The organism is Pseudomonas sp. DL (assembly GCF_047199225.1).
In the GTDB taxonomy this organism is placed as follows: domain Bacteria; phylum Pseudomonadota; class Gammaproteobacteria; order Pseudomonadales; family Pseudomonadaceae; genus Pseudomonas; species Pseudomonas aeruginosa.
The window spans coordinates 1,908,983-1,925,430 of sequence record NZ_CP178323.1; the positions used below are offsets into that span (position 1 = coordinate 1,908,983).

General features: G+C 67.5%; 17 protein-coding genes. 7 read left to right on the forward strand and 10 right to left on the reverse strand.

Going from position 1 to position 16,448, the window contains the following annotated elements; translation table 11 throughout:
- Positions 1–30: 30 nt before the first annotated feature.
- On the forward strand, positions 31–882 hold the full coding sequence (locus ACI766_RS08975; protein WP_003112064.1) for a D-hexose-6-phosphate mutarotase: 852 nt from the start codon (positions 31–33) through the stop codon (positions 880–882).
- Between the two features lie 8 nt (positions 883–890).
- Here ACI766_RS08975 and ACI766_RS08980 read toward each other — a convergent pair whose 3' ends face one another.
- Positions 891–1,748, reverse strand: coding sequence for a MurR/RpiR family transcriptional regulator (locus tag ACI766_RS08980; RefSeq protein ID WP_003091466.1), 858 nt, complete (start codon positions 1,746–1,748; stop codon positions 891–893).
- 186 nt (positions 1,749–1,934) lie between these two features.
- On the opposite strand from ACI766_RS08980, the gene zwf reads away from it, so the two are divergent.
- The 3 genes from zwf to ACI766_RS08995 are packed head-to-tail and all read left to right on the forward strand — an operon-like array spanning position 1,935 to position 4,787.
- Positions 1,935–3,404, forward strand: a complete 1,470-nt coding sequence (zwf, locus tag ACI766_RS08985; protein WP_003113442.1) for a glucose-6-phosphate dehydrogenase — start codon at positions 1,935–1,937, stop codon at positions 3,402–3,404.
- The gene (pgl, locus tag ACI766_RS08990) at positions 3,391–4,107 is read left to right on the forward strand and encodes a 6-phosphogluconolactonase (protein ID WP_003113441.1); all 717 of its coding nucleotides are present in this window, start codon (positions 3,391–3,393) and stop codon (positions 4,105–4,107) included. Before zwf ends, pgl begins: the two co-directional genes overlap by 14 nt.
- A 17-nt stretch (positions 4,108–4,124) precedes the next feature.
- Positions 4,125–4,787: a bifunctional 4-hydroxy-2-oxoglutarate aldolase/2-dehydro-3-deoxy-phosphogluconate aldolase gene (locus ACI766_RS08995; protein WP_017149203.1), complete on the forward strand. Its 663-nt coding sequence runs from the start codon at positions 4,125–4,127 to the stop codon at positions 4,785–4,787.
- Between the two features lie 89 nt (positions 4,788–4,876).
- Here ACI766_RS08995 and ACI766_RS09000 read toward each other — a convergent pair whose 3' ends face one another.
- Positions 4,877–5,314, reverse strand: a complete 438-nt coding sequence (locus ACI766_RS09000; RefSeq protein ID WP_003119712.1) for an NUDIX hydrolase — start codon at positions 5,312–5,314, stop codon at positions 4,877–4,879.
- Between the two features lie 147 nt (positions 5,315–5,461).
- Here ACI766_RS09000 and rluB point away from each other — a divergent pair, with 147 nt between their 5' ends.
- Both rluB and ACI766_RS09010 read left to right on the forward strand, forming a co-directional pair.
- On the forward strand, positions 5,462–6,622 hold the full coding sequence (gene rluB / locus ACI766_RS09005; RefSeq protein ID WP_003113439.1) for a 23S rRNA pseudouridine(2605) synthase RluB: 1,161 nt from the start codon (positions 5,462–5,464) through the stop codon (positions 6,620–6,622).
- Positions 6,623–6,714: 92 nt separating this feature from the next.
- Positions 6,715–7,092, forward strand: a complete 378-nt coding sequence (locus tag ACI766_RS09010; protein ID WP_003116415.1) for a hypothetical protein — start codon at positions 6,715–6,717, stop codon at positions 7,090–7,092.
- Between the two features lie 106 nt (positions 7,093–7,198).
- On the opposite strand, the gene ACI766_RS09015 is transcribed toward ACI766_RS09010, so the two are convergent.
- The 8 genes from ACI766_RS09015 to ACI766_RS09050 form a co-directional block, all read right to left on the reverse strand.
- Positions 7,199–8,122 carry a GGDEF domain-containing protein gene (locus ACI766_RS09015; RefSeq protein ID WP_003105929.1) on the reverse strand — a complete coding sequence of 308 codons (924 nt, stop codon included), beginning with the start codon at positions 8,120–8,122 and terminating at the stop codon, positions 7,199–7,201.
- A gap of 228 nt (positions 8,123–8,350) precedes the next feature.
- A complete protein-coding gene (gene gltS / locus ACI766_RS09020) occupies positions 8,351–9,565 on the reverse strand; it encodes a sodium/glutamate symporter (RefSeq protein WP_023104577.1) in 1,215 nt (404 codons plus the stop codon).
- A gap of 38 nt (positions 9,566–9,603) precedes the next feature.
- Positions 9,604–10,539, reverse strand: coding sequence for a formimidoylglutamase (gene hutG / locus ACI766_RS09025; RefSeq protein ID WP_003105932.1), 936 nt, complete (start codon positions 10,537–10,539; stop codon positions 9,604–9,606).
- 15 nt (positions 10,540–10,554) lie between these two features.
- Positions 10,555–11,283, reverse strand: a complete 729-nt coding sequence (locus ACI766_RS09030; RefSeq protein ID WP_003091454.1) for an IclR family transcriptional regulator — start codon at positions 11,281–11,283, stop codon at positions 10,555–10,557.
- 158 nt (positions 11,284–11,441) lie between these two features.
- Positions 11,442–12,182: a YciK family oxidoreductase gene (locus tag ACI766_RS09035; RefSeq protein WP_003091453.1), complete on the reverse strand. Its 741-nt coding sequence runs from the start codon at positions 12,180–12,182 to the stop codon at positions 11,442–11,444.
- A gap of 64 nt (positions 12,183–12,246) precedes the next feature.
- Complete coding sequence (mupP, locus tag ACI766_RS09040) at positions 12,247–12,927, reverse strand: N-acetylmuramic acid 6-phosphate phosphatase MupP (protein ID WP_010895650.1); 681 nt, start codon at positions 12,925–12,927, stop codon at positions 12,247–12,249.
- Positions 12,924–13,622, reverse strand: a complete 699-nt coding sequence (gene ubiG / locus ACI766_RS09045; protein ID WP_003122245.1) for a bifunctional 2-polyprenyl-6-hydroxyphenol methylase/3-demethylubiquinol 3-O-methyltransferase UbiG — start codon at positions 13,620–13,622, stop codon at positions 12,924–12,926. Before ubiG ends, mupP begins: the two co-directional genes overlap by 4 nt.
- A 150-nt stretch (positions 13,623–13,772) precedes the next feature.
- Positions 13,773–15,107, reverse strand: a complete 1,335-nt coding sequence (locus ACI766_RS09050) for a TRZ/ATZ family hydrolase (RefSeq protein WP_003116418.1) — start codon at positions 15,105–15,107, stop codon at positions 13,773–13,775.
- 109 nt (positions 15,108–15,216) lie between these two features.
- Here ACI766_RS09050 and mtnA point away from each other — a divergent pair, with 109 nt between their 5' ends.
- Positions 15,217–16,293, forward strand: coding sequence for an S-methyl-5-thioribose-1-phosphate isomerase (gene mtnA / locus ACI766_RS09055; RefSeq protein WP_003091449.1), 1,077 nt, complete (start codon positions 15,217–15,219; stop codon positions 16,291–16,293).
- Positions 16,294–16,448: the final 155 nt, after the last annotated feature.

Below are 16,448 nucleotides of genomic sequence, written 5' to 3' on the forward strand. Positions count from 1 at the left end.
CGGGAAGGGGAGAGGGTAGGACAATCGGACATGCTTGAGCATCCGCTGCAGCGTTTCTTTCATTCCATGCGGGCCAAGCGACCGTTCGACTGGGTACGCTTCCAACGTCGCGATCTGCTGTTGATCGACCATCCGCTGTGCCAGGCCGTATTCAGTCGGCAAGGGGCGCAGCTCCTGCATTTCCAGCCGCAGGGCGAACGCCCGTTGCTGTGGTGCGCCAGCGAATGGCCGGCCCTCAGCAGCGCGCCGGTGCGCGGCGGCATCCCGGTCTGCTGGCCGTGGTTCGGCAGCCATCCGAACGGCAGCGAATGGCCGCAGCAGGGCTGGGCGCGGCAACGCGAATGGCGCCTGCTGGATGCCTACGCCGACGAAAGCAAGGTGGTGGTGAGCTGGCAACTGGACCTGGAGGACTGGCACGTGCGCCTCGATGCGCGCCTTGGCCAGCGCCTGGAGCTGGAGCTGTGCAGCTACCATGAGGAAGACGACGATTGCCTGTTCAGCTTCGCCCTGCAGCCCTACTGGCGGGTCGGCGCGCTGAGCCGGGTGGTGGTGCACGGCATGGAGCTGGAGTCGGCTCGCGGCCAGCGCGGCGCTTCGCGGATTCCGGGAACCTGGATACCGCGCGGCGCGGTCAAGCAGGTGCTCTACCATCCCGGATCGCTGGTGCTGGAGGACGGCGGCTGGAACCGCCGCTTGCGGATCGACAAGAACGTCAGCGCCGGCAGCGTGATCTGGCACCCCGGCAGCCGCCCGGTGGAGCAGGTCGAGCCGGGCGAAGCGGAACGCTTCCTCTGTATCGGCGCCGCTGGCTACCGCCCGGGCGGGCTGATCCTGGCGCCCGGCGAACGCATGCGCCTGAGTCTCGCCGCCGGCCTGCAATAGGTGGGCGGTCAGTTGTCCTCGTCGAGGGGATAGCGGGTCGGCACCAGGCTTTCCTTGATCCGCCGCAGGTGCGGCTGGAAGTCCACGCCGCGGCGCAGGGTCACTCCGGTGGCCAGTACGTCGAGCACGGTGAGCTGGACGATCCGCGAAGTCATCGGCATGTAGATGTCGGTGTCTTCCGGCAACGGGATGTCCAGGCACAGGGTGCTGGCCCTGGCCAGCGGCGAGCCGGCGGCGGTCAGGCCGAGCACCGAGGCGCCGTTCTCCCGCGCCAGGTGCGCCACCTCCACCAGCTCGCGGGTGCGTCCGGTATAGGAAATCACCACGAACAGGTCGCCGGTATGCGCCACCGAGGCGATCATCCGTTGCATCAGCACGTCGGCCTGGGCGCTCACCGCCAGGTTGAAGCGGAAGAACTTGTGCTGCGCGTCGAGCGCTACCGAGGCCGAGGCGCCAAGACCGAAGAAGTGGATCTGCCGGGCCTGGATCAACAGGTCCACGGCGCGGTCGATGACGCGTGGGTCGAGCAGCTTGTGGGCGCTGTCGAGGGAGGCGATGGTGTTGCTGAAGATCTTCCGCGTATAGGCTTCCGGCCCGTCGTCCTCGGCTACCGCCTGGGTCACGAAGGCAGCGCCGCTGGCCAGGCTCTGGGCCAGCTGGATCTTCAGTTCCGGATAGCCGCTCATGCCGAAGGAGCGACAGAAGCGGTTCACCGTCGGTTCGCTGACCGCTGCCGCCTGGGCCAGGGCGGCGATGCTGAAGCGGGTGGCCTGCTGCGGGTTCTGCAGGATGACCTCGGCGACTTTGCGCTCCGCCTTGTTCAGTTCGTCCAGGCGGCTCTGGATCTGCTCCAGCAGGTTTTTCATCCGGGTTCCTCGTGTTCTGTCGGCCCGGCGGGGAAGGGCCGGCGGCGGCGCCTATCCTAACGTCAGGCCGGCATGCGACCAACAGCGTGGCGGGCTGGGAAAAATATGTTGTTTAATTACTACATATTTGTCTTAATTGCGCAGTGGATGGCTCAATATCACTCAATATTTGGTTGGTAACAACAAATGCCTGATGTCCGCGTTCTGCCTTGCACGTTAGCGCTGTTCGGTGCGCTGGGCGATCTCGCCTTGCGCAAGCTGTTCCCGGCGCTCTACCAACTCGATCGTGAGAACCTGCTGCACCGCGATACCCGCGTCCTGGCCCTGGCCCGTGACGAAGGCGCTCCCGCCGAACACCTGGCGACGCTGGAGCAGCGCCTGCGCCTGGCAGTGCCGGCGAAGGAGTGGGACGACGTGGTCTGGCAGCGTTTCCGCGAACGCCTCGACTACCTGAGCATGGACTTCCTCGACCCGCAGGCCTATGTCGGCTTGCGCGAGGCGGTGGATGACGAACTGCCGCTGGTCGCCTACTTCGCCACGCCGGCCTCGGTGTTCGGCGGCATCTGCGAGAACCTCGCCGCCGCCGGTCTCGCCGAGCGCACCCGGGTGGTGCTGGAGAAGCCTATCGGTCATGACCTGGAGTCGTCCCGCGAGGTCAACGAGGCAGTCGCCCGGTTCTTCCCGGAAAGCCGCATCTACCGGATCGACCATTACCTGGGCAAGGAGACAGTGCAGAACCTGATCGCCCTGCGCTTCGCCAACAGCCTCTTCGAGACCCAGTGGAACCAGAACCACATCTCCCACGTGGAGATCACCGTGGCCGAGAAGGTCGGCATCGAAGGCCGCTGGGGCTACTTCGACCAGGCCGGGCAACTGCGCGACATGGTGCAGAACCACCTGCTGCAACTGCTTTGCCTGATCGCCATGGATCCGCCCAGCGACCTTTCGGCGGACAGCATTCGCGACGAGAAGGTCAAGGTCCTCCGCGCCCTCGAGCCGATTCCCGCAGAACAACTGGCTTCGCGCGTGGTGCGTGGGCAGTACACCGCCGGTTTCAGCGACGGCAAGGCAGTGCCGGGCTACCTGGAGGAGGAACATGCGAATCGCGACAGCGACGCGGAAACCTTCGTCGCCCTGCGCGTGGACATCCGCAACTGGCGCTGGTCGGGCGTGCCGTTCTACCTGCGCACCGGCAAGCGCATGCCGCAGAAGCTGTCGCAGATCGTCATCCACTTCAAGGAGCCGCCGCACTACATCTTCGCTCCCGAGCAGCGTTCGCTGATCAGCAACCGGCTGATCATCCGCCTGCAGCCGGACGAAGGTATCTCCCTGCAAGTGATGACCAAGGACCAGGGCCTGGGCAAGGGCATGCAATTGCGTACCGGCCCGCTGCAACTGAGTTTTTCCGAGACCTACCACGCGGCGCGGATTCCCGATGCCTACGAGCGTCTGCTGCTGGAGGTCACCCAGGGCAACCAGTACCTGTTCGTGCGCAAGGACGAGGTGGAGTTCGCCTGGAAGTGGTGCGACCAGCTGATCGCTGGCTGGGAACGCCTGAGCGAAGCGCCCAAGCCGTATCCGGCGGGGAGTTGGGGGCCGGTGGCCTCGGTGGCCCTGGTGGCCCGCGATGGGAGGAGTTGGTATGGCGATTTCTGAGTTGAAGCTGCCGGCCGGCGTCGGCCTGCAGGTCTGGGGCAGCGCCGCCGAGCAGGCCCGCGGCCTGGCCGCCGAGGTCGCCGGCCGGTTGCGCTCGGCGCTGGCCGAGCAGGGCCAGGCGCTGCTGGTGGTGTCCGGTGGGCGCAGTCCGGTGGCCTTCCTCGAAGCCTTGAGCGAGGAGCCGCTGGACTGGTCGCGGATCACCGTCAGCCTGGCCGACGAGCGCTGGGTGCCGGAGTCGCATGCCGATAGCAACGCCGGCCTGGTTCGCCGCCACCTGCTCCGTGGCGAGGCGGCGAAGGCGCGCTTCATCGGCCTCTACCAGCCGGCGGCGAGCCTGGAGGAAGCGGCCGAGCTGGCCGACCATCACCTGCACGAGCTGCCATTGCCGATCGACGTGCTGGTCCTCGGCATGGGCGACGACGGCCATACCGCCTCGCTGTTCCCGAACAGCCCTGGCCTGGACCTGGCGATGGATCCCCAGGGGACGCGCCGTTGCCTGCCGATGTGGGCGCCGAGCGTGCCGCACCAGCGCCTGACCCTGCCGCGCGCCGTGCTGGCGGCGGCGAAGGTGCAGCTGCTGGCGATCCAGGGCCAGTCCAAGCTGGCCACCCTGAACGCCGCGCTGGCGGTCGAGGACGAACGGCGGATGCCGGTTCGCGCCTTCCTCCGCGCGCCGCTGACGATCCATTGGTACCCCTGAGTGGCGGAGCTGTAGCCATGCACAACCTTGAACAGAAGATCGCCCGCATCGACACGCTGTGCCGGGAGGCGCGCATCCTCCCGGTGATCACCATCGACCGCGAGGCGGACATCCTGCCGATGGCCGATGCCCTCGCCGCCGGCGGCCTGACCGCCCTGGAGATCACCCTGCGCACGGCGCACGGGCTGACCGCCATCCGGCGCCTCAGCGAGGAGCGCCCGCACCTGCGCATCGGCGCCGGCACCGTGCTCGACCCGCGGACCTTCGCCGCTGCGGAAAAGGCCGGGGCGAGCTTCGTGGTCACCCCGGGTTGCACCGACGAGTTGCTGCGCTTCGCCCTGGACAGCGAAGTCCCGCTGTTGCCCGGCGTGGCCAGCGCTTCCGAGATCATGCTCGCCTACCGCCATGGCTACCGCCGCTTCAAGCTGTTTCCCGCCGAAGTCAGCGGCGGCCCGGCGGCGCTGAAGGCGTTCTCGGGACCATTCCCCGATATCCGCTTCTGCCCCACCGGAGGCGTCAGCCTGAACAATCTCGCCGACTACCTGGCGGTACCCAACGTGATGTGCGTCGGCGGCACCTGGATGCTGCCCAAGGCCGTGGTCGACCGCGGCGACTGGGCCCAGGTCGAGCGCCTCAGCCGCGAAGCCCTGGAGCGCTTCGCCGAGCACCGCAGACACTGAGACTGCCCGCCTGGGCATGCCCGGCTTCGGCCGGGTTTTTTTATGCCGTCCGGATTATCCGGGGCATGGAACGGCTAACGTCATCGGCGTTATTCGCCGATGCGCCGGCGTTCCCGCAGATAGTCGCCGAGCCGGCTCTGCAGGTAGGGTACGGCCATGGCATGCGCGAGGTAGGCGTCCACCTCCATCAATCGCCAGTATTGTCCTTCGTCGCCGAAGCGGATGGCCTCGAACTCGCGGTCCTCCAGGCGCGCCACCAGGAAGTAGGCGAAGGGCGCGCTGCCGCTGGTGCTCGGATACTGTCGCTGCCATTCGATACGAGGTTCTTCCAGGCGGATGGAGAACTCTTCCTCGAGTTCGCGCAGGGCGCATTCGGCAGGCGTCTCCAGGCCCTCACGGCCGCCGCCGGGAAAGTCCCAGTAGCCGGGGAAGGGAATGCCGGGTTTTTCGTCGCGTTTGTAGACGACCAGGTGGTCGCCATAGAACAGCGCCAGCTTGGCGCCGCTGAAGGGAGGGATGTCGTGCACCGGGGCCTCCGGGTGGCGGGGTGGGTGAACCCGGCCTAGTCTAGCGGGATTGTCCGGGTTTCCGCCCGGGGACGGTGCTTTGTCCTGACGAAGCGCGTATGATGCGCGCCCTTCGATTCGTTGCCAGCCACACCGGGAGGTGCCCAGATGAACGATACCCCAGAGAATCCCCACGTACCGGTCGGGGAAAAATTGCAGAAAGTCCTCGCCCGTCTCGGCGTCGGTTCCCGGCGCGACGTAGAAGTGTGGATCGCCGAAGGCCGGGTCAACGTCAATGGCAGCGTGGCCAGCCTCGGCCAGCGGGTCGACAGCCACGATGCTATCACCGTCGATGGCCACCTGATCCGCCGCGAAGAGGCCGCCGAGAGTGTCCGTCGCGTGCTGATCTACAACAAGCCGGAAGGCGAGGTCTGCACCCGCGACGATCCGGAAGGCCGCCCGACCATCTTCGACCGCCTGCCGCGCCTGCGCACCGGTCGCTGGATCAATGTCGGTCGCCTGGACATCAATACCACCGGCCTGCTGCTGTTCACCACCGATGGCGAACTGGCCAACCGCCTGATGCATCCTTCCTATGAGATGGACCGTGAATACGCGGTACGGGTGCGCGGCGAGGTCACCGAAGAGATGATCGAGCGCCTGCTCAACGGCGTGATGCTCGAGGACGGCCCGGCCAAGTTCAGCGATATCCAGCAGGCGCCGGGCGGCGAAGGCTTCAACCACTGGTACCACTGCGTAGTGATGGAGGGCCGCAACCGCGAGGTGCGCCGGTTGTGGGAATCCCAGGGGTTGGTGGTCAGCCGCCTCAAGCGGGTGCGTTTCGGCCCGGTGTTCCTGACCTCCGAGCTGACCATGGGCCGCTACCGCGAAATGGACCAGCGCGAGATCGACATCCTCAGCGAGGAAGTCGGCCTCAAGCCGGTGGCCCTGCCGGGCATGACCACCAAGGCGCGCGAGAAGGCCGAACGCCAGCAGCGCAAGCAGGCCCGTCCGCTGGCGCGCAGCGAGCGTCCGGAAGCCGGGCGCAAGCGTGCGCCGCGGCGCGAGGACGGCGAAAATGCCGCTCGTCGCGCGCCGGCTTCGCGTCCCGCGCGCGGTCCGCAGCCGAGCGCCGAGCGCAAGGGGCGCGAGCAGGGCACTCCGGTTGCCGAGCGGCCCCGCGAGAGCAACCGCAAGCCGCGCCCGAGCAAGCCGCGCGACGAGCGTCCGGCCAGCGCGCCGGGCGACAAGCCGGCGGCCCGCAAGCCGCAGGTCAAGCGGCGGCCGAAACCGGCCGGCGACGGTATGCGTCCGGGCTTCCGCCGCTGAGCGGAAAGCGCCCTGGAAAGGCCCCTTCGGGGGCCTTTTTCATGCCAGGGAATCGGTGTCTAATGGTCGCCCGCACACAAGGAGGTGGTGAAATGCACAGGATCCTGGCTATCGCGCTCTGCATGCTATGGAGCGTCGCCGGGCTGGCCGCGGATGCGGCGATGCCGGCGCAGAGCTGCGCAAGCCTTGGCGAGGCGACGGCCGGCCCCGAGGACAACTTCCGTCCGCCGCTGGAGGGCGAGGTGATCGACAAGGGGCGCGCCTATTTCCACAGCGCGCCGCGTGCCGACTGTGTCACCGGGGTCTTCGTGATTCCCGGCGACTTCATCACTGTCTACAAGCCGAGCGGCGAGTGGCTGAACGTCATGTACGTGGCTCGAGACGGCAAGGAAACCAGCGGCTGGCTGCTGGAGAAGCGCGTCCGCTTGCGCCAGGCCTATGGCGGCCCGGACGAGCCGGCGCAGCCATAAGAGGCAGGACCTTGGCGGAAATCGTGACTGCGCCGGTGAGAGCCGTTGCTACTGCCGTCGCCCGATGCGCCCGCTCCGCGCTTCGGGGTGTGCGAGTCGGCAAGCCTCAGGCGCAGCGCAGGCGGTTGCGGCCGTCGCGCTTGGCTTCGTAGAGCGCCTCGTCGACCCGTCGCAGCAGGTCGTCGCTGCCTTCGCCGGGCCGCAGGTCGGCGCAACCGAGGCTGATCGACAGCTTCAGCGGTTCGCCGGCGTGCCGGTAGTCCAGTTCCTCCACCGCCTGGCGCAGGCGTTCGCCGACCATGCAGGCAGCCTGCAGCGGCGTGCTGGACAGCAGGACGAGGAATTCCTCGCCGCCGAAGCGGAACACCATGTCGACATTGCGCAGGTGGTCCTTGATGGTTTCCGCCACGGCCTTGAGGGCTTCGTCGCCGACGGCGTGACCGTAGTGGTCGTTGACCCGCTTGAAGTGGTCGATATCGAGCATCAGCACCGAGAGCGGTTGCAGGTTGCGCCGGGCCAGTTCCAGTTCGCGGCCGAGCGCCTGGTCCATGGCGATGCGGTTGCCGGTGCCGGTCAGGGCGTCGCGCAGGGCGGTCTGGATCGCGGCGCGATAGAGCAGGGCGTTGCGCAGCGGGAACAGCAGGGTGCCGAGCAGGCTCTCCAGTTGCCGTTGTTCGTCTTCGCCGAGGCGCTGGCGGCGACGGAAGATCAGTTCGCCGAGGTAGTCGCTGTCATGGCTCAGGCGATAGCTCACCGAATGCTTGGCGCTGCTGCCGAACTCCAGGCGCAGGTCGGAGCCCGGATGGCGGTAGCCAAGGGCATCCAGCGGGATCAGTTGGCGGACTTCCTCGAAGAACAGGCCGAGAATCCGCTCCGCCTCCAGGCTGCTCTGCAACTGTAGGGTCAGTTGCTGGCGCAACTCCGTCAGGTTGCTGGCGCGCGGCCCGCTGGCGTTGCCACCGGGCTGGGGGCCGCGCTTCTGCTTGGCGGCGTCGAAATCGATGGTATTGGACTGCTTGGGAGGAGCCATGCGCGGAACCTCTGGCGCGAAAGACGGCGACAGTAGGGCTAAGGCGAGTTTCGTGCCAGCCAACTGAAGAACGGAGAAATCAGAGGCACAGACAGGTTTTCCTAGGAATGGTTTCCACATTCTGTAGGAATTTCGGAGAGATTTCGACGGAATAATGGCGTTTTGCTGGCGAGTGGCCGAGGCGCTCGTCGGAAAGCTGGCGCTCCGCTAGCGGAGCGCCGCCATGGTTCAACTGAAGGCGTTGATGAACCAGGTGATCGCCGGGATGGCGACGAGATCGATCAGTACCGCGCCGCACAGGGGCACGATGATGAAGGCCTTGTGCGAGAACACCCGATAGTGCTCGCAGACCGCGCCCATGTTGGCCACCGCGTTGGGCGTGGCGCCCAGGCCGTGGCCGAGGAAGCCGGCGCAGAGCACCGCGGCGTCGTAGTTGCGGCCGAGCAGGCGGAACAGCACGAAGATCGTCAGCAGCAACAGCACCGCGACCTGGATGAACAGTACGCCGAGCAGCGGCAGGCCGAGGTTCTCCAGCTCCCAGAACTTCAGGCTCATCATCGCCATGGTCAGGAAGATGCCCAGGCAGACGTCGCCCAGGGTGCCGACGGCGTGGTCCGGAATGCGCAGCCAGCCGAGCCGGTCGTCGAGGTTGCGCAGGACGATGGCGATGAACATCGCCCCGACATAACTGGGCAGCACCAGGCCCAGGCGTTCCTCGAGCGCGTCGCCGAGCCAGAAGCCGAGCACCATCACCAGCAGCACGCAGGTCAGCAGGCGCAGCAGGAGATTGCCGTCCAGCGTGGCCGCCGCATGCTGGCGTCGCTCCTGCTGGCCGAGGGCTTCCAGCCGATTGTCGCTTTCCGCCTGCACCGGCAGGCGGTTGCGTTCGATCAGCCAGTGCGCCACCGGGCTGCCGAGCAGCCCGCCAGCGACCATGCCGAAGGTGGCCGAGGCCAGCGCCACGGTGGTCGCGCCCTGGGCGCCGAGCCCTTCCGCAACCGGGCCGAAGGCCGCCGCCGCGCCGAAGCCGCCTTCCAGCGAGACCGCGCCGGCCATGATCCCGAGCAACGGGTCGAGGCCGAGCAGTCCGGCGCTGCCGACGCCGATCAGGTTCTGCAGTATCGCCAGCGCCCAGCAGGCCGACAGGTAGACCAGCAGGGTCTTGCCGCCCTTGCGCAGCAGGCCGAGGCTGCCACCGAGGCCGACGGTGGTGAAGAACGCCACCATCAGGGGTGTCTGCAGGCTGGTGTCGAGGCCGATGTCGAGCCAGCCGCGATCCCTGAGCAGCCAGACCAGGAAGGCGAAGCCGAAGCCGGCGATCACCGGCGACGGTACGCACAGACGTGTCAGCCAGCGGCTGCGCTTCTTCAATTGGCTGCCGAGGGCGAGCAGGAGCAGGGCGAGGGCGGTGGTGGACAGGGCGTCCAGGGGCAATGTCGGCATGGCGTGGCTCTATTGTTGTTGTGTGGGCGAAAGGGCGATCAGTTGACCAGGCTGTCGACCAGGCGCGCGGCGATCCGGGCGGTGCGCTGGTCGCTATCGAGTTGCGGGTTGAGTTCGGCGATGTCGGCCAGGCGCAGCTTGCCGCTGGCCTTGGCGCGGCGGACTAGGTGCTCCACCACCGGCATCTCCACGCCGTGCGCCGAGGGCGCGCTGACGCCGGGCGCCTGGGCGGCCGGGAGTACGTCGAGGCAAACGGTCAGGTAGAGGTGGTCGACGGATTGCAGGAAGCTGTCGAGGAAGGCTTCGCTGCGTTCCAGGTTCCATGGCTGCAACTGGCGGTCCAGCAGGTAGCGCACACCCAGGCGCTGGGCCTGGTCGAACAGCGCCGCGGTGTTGCTCAGGCGGCTGATGCCCAGGCAGCAGTAGGCGAACGGCCAGTCGCTGGCCTGGCAGAGTTCGGCGATCTGGCGGAACGGCGTGCCGGAGCTGGCCCGTTCGGCGTGGCGCAGGTCGAAATGCGCGTCGAAATTGAGGATACCGATGCGCGGCAGGCGCTCATGCCGACTCAAGTGGCGGGCGAGGCCGGCGAAGCTGGCGTAGGCGATTTCGTGGCCGCCGCCCAGGCCGACCACCCGGTGGCCGCGCGCGAGCAGGTCGGCGACGCGTTGCGCGTAGCATTCCTGGGCGGCTTCCAGATCGTCGCCGGCGACGATGTCGCCGGCATCGTAGATCGCTTGCTCGCCGTGCCAGGCCAGGTTGGCCAGCGCGCGACGCAAGGCTGGCGGTCCGTGGCGCGCGCCCTGGCGACCCTGGTTGCGGCGCACGCCTTCGTCGCTGGCGAACCCGAGCAGCACGCTGGCCGCTTCGGCGTCGTCTGCGTAGGGACGCATCCATTGGTGCCAGCGCCGCGCGTCGGCGCCTTCCTGGCTATCGATCCGGCCTTGCCAGAGGCTCATGTCGGGGGCGGGGTACATCGAAACTCCTGTTGGTCAGTCCAGCCGCGCGGAAAGTCGCGCGGCGGCGTCGAGGGTCCATTGCCGCAAGCGTTCGCTGCGCGACTGGGCGCGCAAGGCGGGGGCCATCAGGCTGAGGGCGCCGTGCAGGCGCTGGCGGCTGTCCAGCAGCGGTACGCTGATGCCCCAGACGCCTTCGTCGATCTCGCCCTGGCTGACGGCGTAGCCCTGTTCGCGGATCAGCCGGAGTTCCTGCTCCAGCTTGTCGATACGCTCGGCGGAGAGTTCCTGGGCGAGGTACAGCTCCTCGCGCCGTTCGTCCTCCAGGTGCGCCAGCAGGGCTTTGGCCGAGGCGCCATGCAACAGCGGCTGCGCCAGCCCTTTCTGGTAGCAGCAGCGCAGCGGCTGCGGACTGTCGAATAGTTCCAGGCAGATCGCCTGCTGGTTGCTGGCCACCATCAGCGCCACGCTCTCCTGGCTCAGGTCGGCCAGGCGCTTGAGTTCTGGTTTGGCGAGACCGATCAGCGAGGCCTCGCGATCGAATTTCTTCGCCAGTTGCAGGCAGGCCGGGCCGGGCAGGTAGCGGCCCTGGCCGGCCTGTTCTTCGGCCAGGCCCCAGCGCAACAGGGTCTTCAGGTGCCGGTAGGTGCTGCTCAGCGGCTGCTCCAGGGTCAGCGACAGCTCCTTGGCAGACAGGGCTTCGGGAGCCTGGCCGAGGGCAATGAGGATCTGCAGCAGGCGATCGGTGGGGGAATGCTTCGACATGGGAACTCCTTGACCCACAGGGTGAAGGCGATTTCCCGGAAAATGAAACCACTTTCCCACTCAGTGGGAAAAATATGCAAAAAGAATGGGAAGTTCCGGACGGGAAGAGGGAAGGGAAGGACAGGGCAGCCTCGCCGGGCGGCGAGGCTGCCGGGGAATCACTGGGCGTCGAAGGCCTGGCCGTTGACGCCGGCGCTGTCCGGCCCCATGAGGTACAGGTAGACCGGCATGATCTCCTCGCCGGTGGGGTTGTTCAGCGGGTTTTCCCCAGGGTAGGCGAGGGCGCGCATACTGGTGCGGGTGGCGCCGGGGTTGACGCTGTTGGCGCGGATCGCGCTGGTACCGTCGAGTTCGTCGGCAAGGGTCTGCATCAGGCCCTCGGTGGCGAACTTCGATACCGAATAGGCGCCCCAGTAGGCGCGGCCCTTCCGGCCCACGCTGCTCGAGGTAAAGATGATCGAGGCGTCGCTGGAGAGCTTCATCAGCGGCAGCATGGCGGTGGTCAGCATGAACATGGCATTGACGTTCACCTGCATCACGCGCATGAAGTTCTCCCCGGAAATCTGCTGCATCGGCGAGCGCGGACCGAGGATCGAAGCGTTGTGCAGCAGGCCGTCGATGCGGCCGAACTCGTTCTCCAGGGTTGCCGCCAGTTCCTCGAACTGGTGCGGCTGGGCGGTCTCCAGGTTGAACGGGATCACGGCGGCCTGCGGATGGCCGGCGGCCTCGATGGCGTCGTAGACCTCGTTCAGGTACTCCTCGGTCTTGCCCAGCAGCAGCACGGTGGCGCCGTGGGCGGCGAAGGTCTTGGCGGCGGCGGCGCCGATGCCGCGGCCGGCGCCGGTGACCAGGATCACGCGGTCTTTCAGCAGGTCGGGGCGGGCGGAGTACTGGAACATGTCGAATCCTTTGAATGCATGACCCGCCTGGCGGCGGGTCGTTGTCTGTCGGCGGCGCTGCGGATCAGCAGTCGCAGAGCGCGCGGTCGAGAACGTCGATGAGTTCGCGCGGGTGGTCGACGATCACGTCGGCGCCCCAGTGCGCGGGGTTGTCTTCGGGGTGGATGTAGCCGTAGCGCACCGCCGCGGTCTTGGTCCCGGCGTCGCGGCCGGATTCGATGTCGCGCAGGTCGTCGCCGATGAACAGCACCCTCGACGGATCGATGCCGAGCTGGCTACAGGCCAGTAGCAGCGGCTCGGGATCGGGCTTGCTGCGGGTCACGTGGTCCGGACAGACCAGCACCCTGGAACGCTCGGCGTAGCCCAGGCGCTGCATGATCGGTTCGGCGAAGCGCACCGGCTTGTTGGTCACCACGCCCCAGATCAACCCGGCTTTCTCGATCGCCGCGAGCAGTTCGGGGATGCCGTCGTAGGGCCGGCTGAGAACCGCGCAATGCTCCTGGTAGCGGTCGAGGAACTCCTGGCGCAGGGGTTCCACTTCCGGGCTGTCCAGCGACAGGCCGAAGGCCGCGGCAACCATCGCGCGCGCGCCGCCGGAGACCACGTCGCGCACCCGTTGCTCGTCCACCGGCGGCAGGCCGTGGGCGGCACGCATGGCCTGGGTGATGGCGATGAAGTCCGGCGCCGTGTCGAGCAGGGTGCCATCCATGTCGAACAGTACCGCTTTGAGCCGCATGCGCTTCACGCCTCCCGCTGGGTCTGGACCATGTAGTTGACGTCGACGTCGTTGGCCAGCTTGTAGTGCTTGGTCAGCGGGTTGTAGGTCAGGCCGATGATGTCCTTGACCTCGAGACCGGCCTCGCGCGACCAGGCGCCGAGTTCCGACGGACGGATGAACTTGCGGAAATCGTGGGTCCCGCGCGGCAGCAACTGGAGGATGTATTCCGCGCCGATCACCGCGAACAGGTAGGCCTTGGGATTGCGGTTGATGGTCGAGAGGAATACCTGTCCGCCCGGCTTGACCAGGCGGTGGCAGGCGCGGATCACCGAGGCCGGGTCCGGCACGTGTTCGAGCATCTCCAGGCAGGTGACCACGTCGAATTGCCCGGGCATTTCCTCGGCCATCTGCTCGGCGGTGATCTGCCGGTAGTCGACGGCGACGCCGGATTCCAGCTGGTGCAGGCGCGCCACCGCGAGCGGCGCTTCGCCCATGTCGATGCCGGTGACGCTGGCGCCGCGCTGGGCCATGGCTTCGCTGAGGATGCCGCCGCCGCAACCGATGTCGAGCACCTTCTTGCCGGCCAGGCCGGCGCGCTCGTCGATCCAGTTGACGCGCAGCGGGTTGATGTCGTGGAGTGGCTTGAACTCGCTCTCGCGGTCCCACCAGCGATGGGCCAGTGCCTCGAATTTGGCGATCTCGGCGTGGTCGACGTTGCTCATAATCGTTCCCGTTGAAGAGTGAAGCCTTTGGGGGAAGGGCCGCGGCGGCGGAATCCAATCCTTCATGTTGCCAGCTTTGGCGGAGGGATGGGGCCGGCGGCGGTTCGCCTTCCTATGTCAGTTTGTCGCAGCGGGCCGGCCCGCCGCGGTTCAGGACCTGTCGCTGGCGGCGATCTTCGCCCCCCATTCGCGGGCCCTGGCGATCAGACGCTGTTCGTCGTGACGGAGCAGGCGGCCGTCGTCGAGGAGTTGCCTGCCGCCGACCCAGACGTGCCGCACGCAGTCGCGGCCGCTGGCATAGATAAGTTGCGAAACCGGGTCGTAGACCGGTTGCTGGGCCAGGCCGGACAGATCGAAGGCCACCAGGTCGGCGGCCTTGCCGGCTTCCAGGGAGCCGATCAGGCGCTCCAGGCCAAGCGCGCGGGCGCCGTTCAGGGTGGCCATGCGCAGCGCGCGGTGGGCGTCGAGGGCGGTGGCCTGGCCGTACACGGCCTTGGCCAGCAGCGCCGCGGTGCGGGTCTCGCCGAGCAGGTCGAGATCGTTGTTGCTCGCCGCGCCGTCGGTGCCGATGGCTACGTTGACCCCGGCCTGCCAGAGTTTTTCCACCGGGCAGAAGCCGCTGGCCAGCTTGAGGTTGGATTCCGGGCAGTGGATCACCGAGCTGTTGGTTTCCACCAGCATCGCCAGGTCGTCGTCGTCCACCTGGGTCATGTGCACCGCCTGGAAGCGCGGGCCGAGCAGGCCGAGGCGGTGCAGGCGGGCCAGCGGGCGCTCGCCGTTGCGCTCCGTGGCCTGCTCCACCTCGAAGGCGGTCTCGTGGACGTGCATCTGGATGCTGGCGTCGAGTTCCTCGGTGAGCACCAGGATCTGCTCCAGCTTGTCGTCGCTCACCGTATAAGGAGCGTGCGGGCCGAAGGCGATGCGGATGCGCGGGTGGTGCTTGAGGTCGTCGAACAGCGCCATGCCCTGGCGGATCGCCTCGGCGCTGTCGCGGGCGCCGGGGATCGGGAAGTCCAGTACCGGGATCGCCACCTGGGCGCGGACCCCGCTGTCATGGACCACGCCGCAGATGGCCTGTGGATAGAAGTACATGTCGGAGAAACAGGTGATGCCGCCCTTTACCTGTTCGGCGATGGCCAGCTCCGTGCCGTCGCGGATGAAATCCTCGCTGACCCATTGGCCTTCGGCCGGCCAGATGTGGTCCTGCAGCCAGGTCATCAGCGGCAGGTCGTCGGCGAGACCGCGGAACAGACTCATCGCCGAATGGCCGTGGGCGTTGACCAGACCGGGGGCGAGCAGCATGCCCGGCAATTCGCGGATTTCCGTGGCGCCATGGCGCATGGCCTGCTCGCGCGGCGCGACCAGGGCTATCTGGCCGTCGCGGATGCCCAGCGCGTGGTCGCGCAGCACCACCCCGGCGGGCTCCACGGGGACGATCCAGGTCGGCAGCAGGAGGAGGTCGAAGGGGTTACGGACGTTGGGCATGGCGGCGCATCCTGGGCGCAGAGCGGGAAGCCGGAAGTATACCCGAGCGTCCGCGGCTGGGGCTCGTTATAATCCGCAGCTTTTCCGTGATTCAGCGAGAGGTGTGTGCATGCGAGAGCGACTGCTGGCGGCCGAGCGGGTCAAGGCGATCGAGTGGCGGGACGGTACGCTGCGGTTGCTGGATCAGCGCCTGCTGCCCCAGGAGGAGGTCTGGCTCGAACACGAGTCGGCGGCCGAGGTGGCCAAGGCCATTCGCGATATGGTCGTGCGCGGCGCGCCGGCCATCGGCATCAGCGCCGCCTACGGCATCGTCCTTGGCGCCCGCGCGCGCCTGGCGCAGGGCGGCGACTGGCGCGCCGCGCTGGAGGAGGACTTCCGCCTGCTGGCCGACTCCCGACCCACGGCGGTCAACCTGTTCTGGGCGCTGAACCGCATGCGCGACCGTCTGGAGCGAATGAAAGAGGGCGACCAGCCGCTGGCGGTGCTGGAAGCCGAGGCGATCTCCATCCATGAAAGCGACCGCGAGGCCAACCTGACCATGGCCCAGTTGGGCATGGAGCTGATCCGCAAGCAGCAGGGCAGCCCGCAGAACATCCTCACCCACTGCAATACCGGCGCCCTGGCGACCGGCGGGTTCGGCACCGCGCTGGGGGTGATCCGCGCCGCGCACCTGGAAGGCCTGGTCAATCGCATTTACGCCGACGAAACCCGGCCCTGGCTCCAGGGCTCGCGACTGACCGCCTGGGAGCTGGCCAACGAAGGCATCCCGGTCAGCCTGAACGTGGATTCGGCCGCCGCGCACCTGATGAAGACCGAAAACATCACCTGGGTCATCGTCGGCGCCGACCGCATCACCGCCAATGGCGATGTCGCCAACAAGATCGGCACCTACCAGCTGGCGGTCAACGCCATGCACCACGGCGTGCGCTTCATGGTGGTGGCGCCGAGTTCGACCATCGACATGAACCTGGAGAGCGGCGAGGACATCCCGATCGAAGAGCGCGACGGTCGCGAACTGCTGGAAATCGGCGGGCGACGGGTGGCGGCCGAGGTCGATGCCTACAATCCGGTATTCGACGTGACCCCGGCGGACCTTATCGATGCCATCGTGACCGAGCGTGGCGTCGTCGAGCGTCCCGACGCCGAGCGCATGGCCGCCCTGATGAGCCGCAAGCGCCTGCATTGAACGAGGCGACTGGAGGTCGTCCCCGCCAGGGCCTTTGCCTTGGGCTGGGGCGTGGGCTGTGGTAAGCTCCGACGGTTATTCGAGCGCCCCGCGGAGGGGCCTCGAGAGTGCGCGAATCCTTGACTCAAGTCGTTGATTTGTAGTGAGTTGGCGCT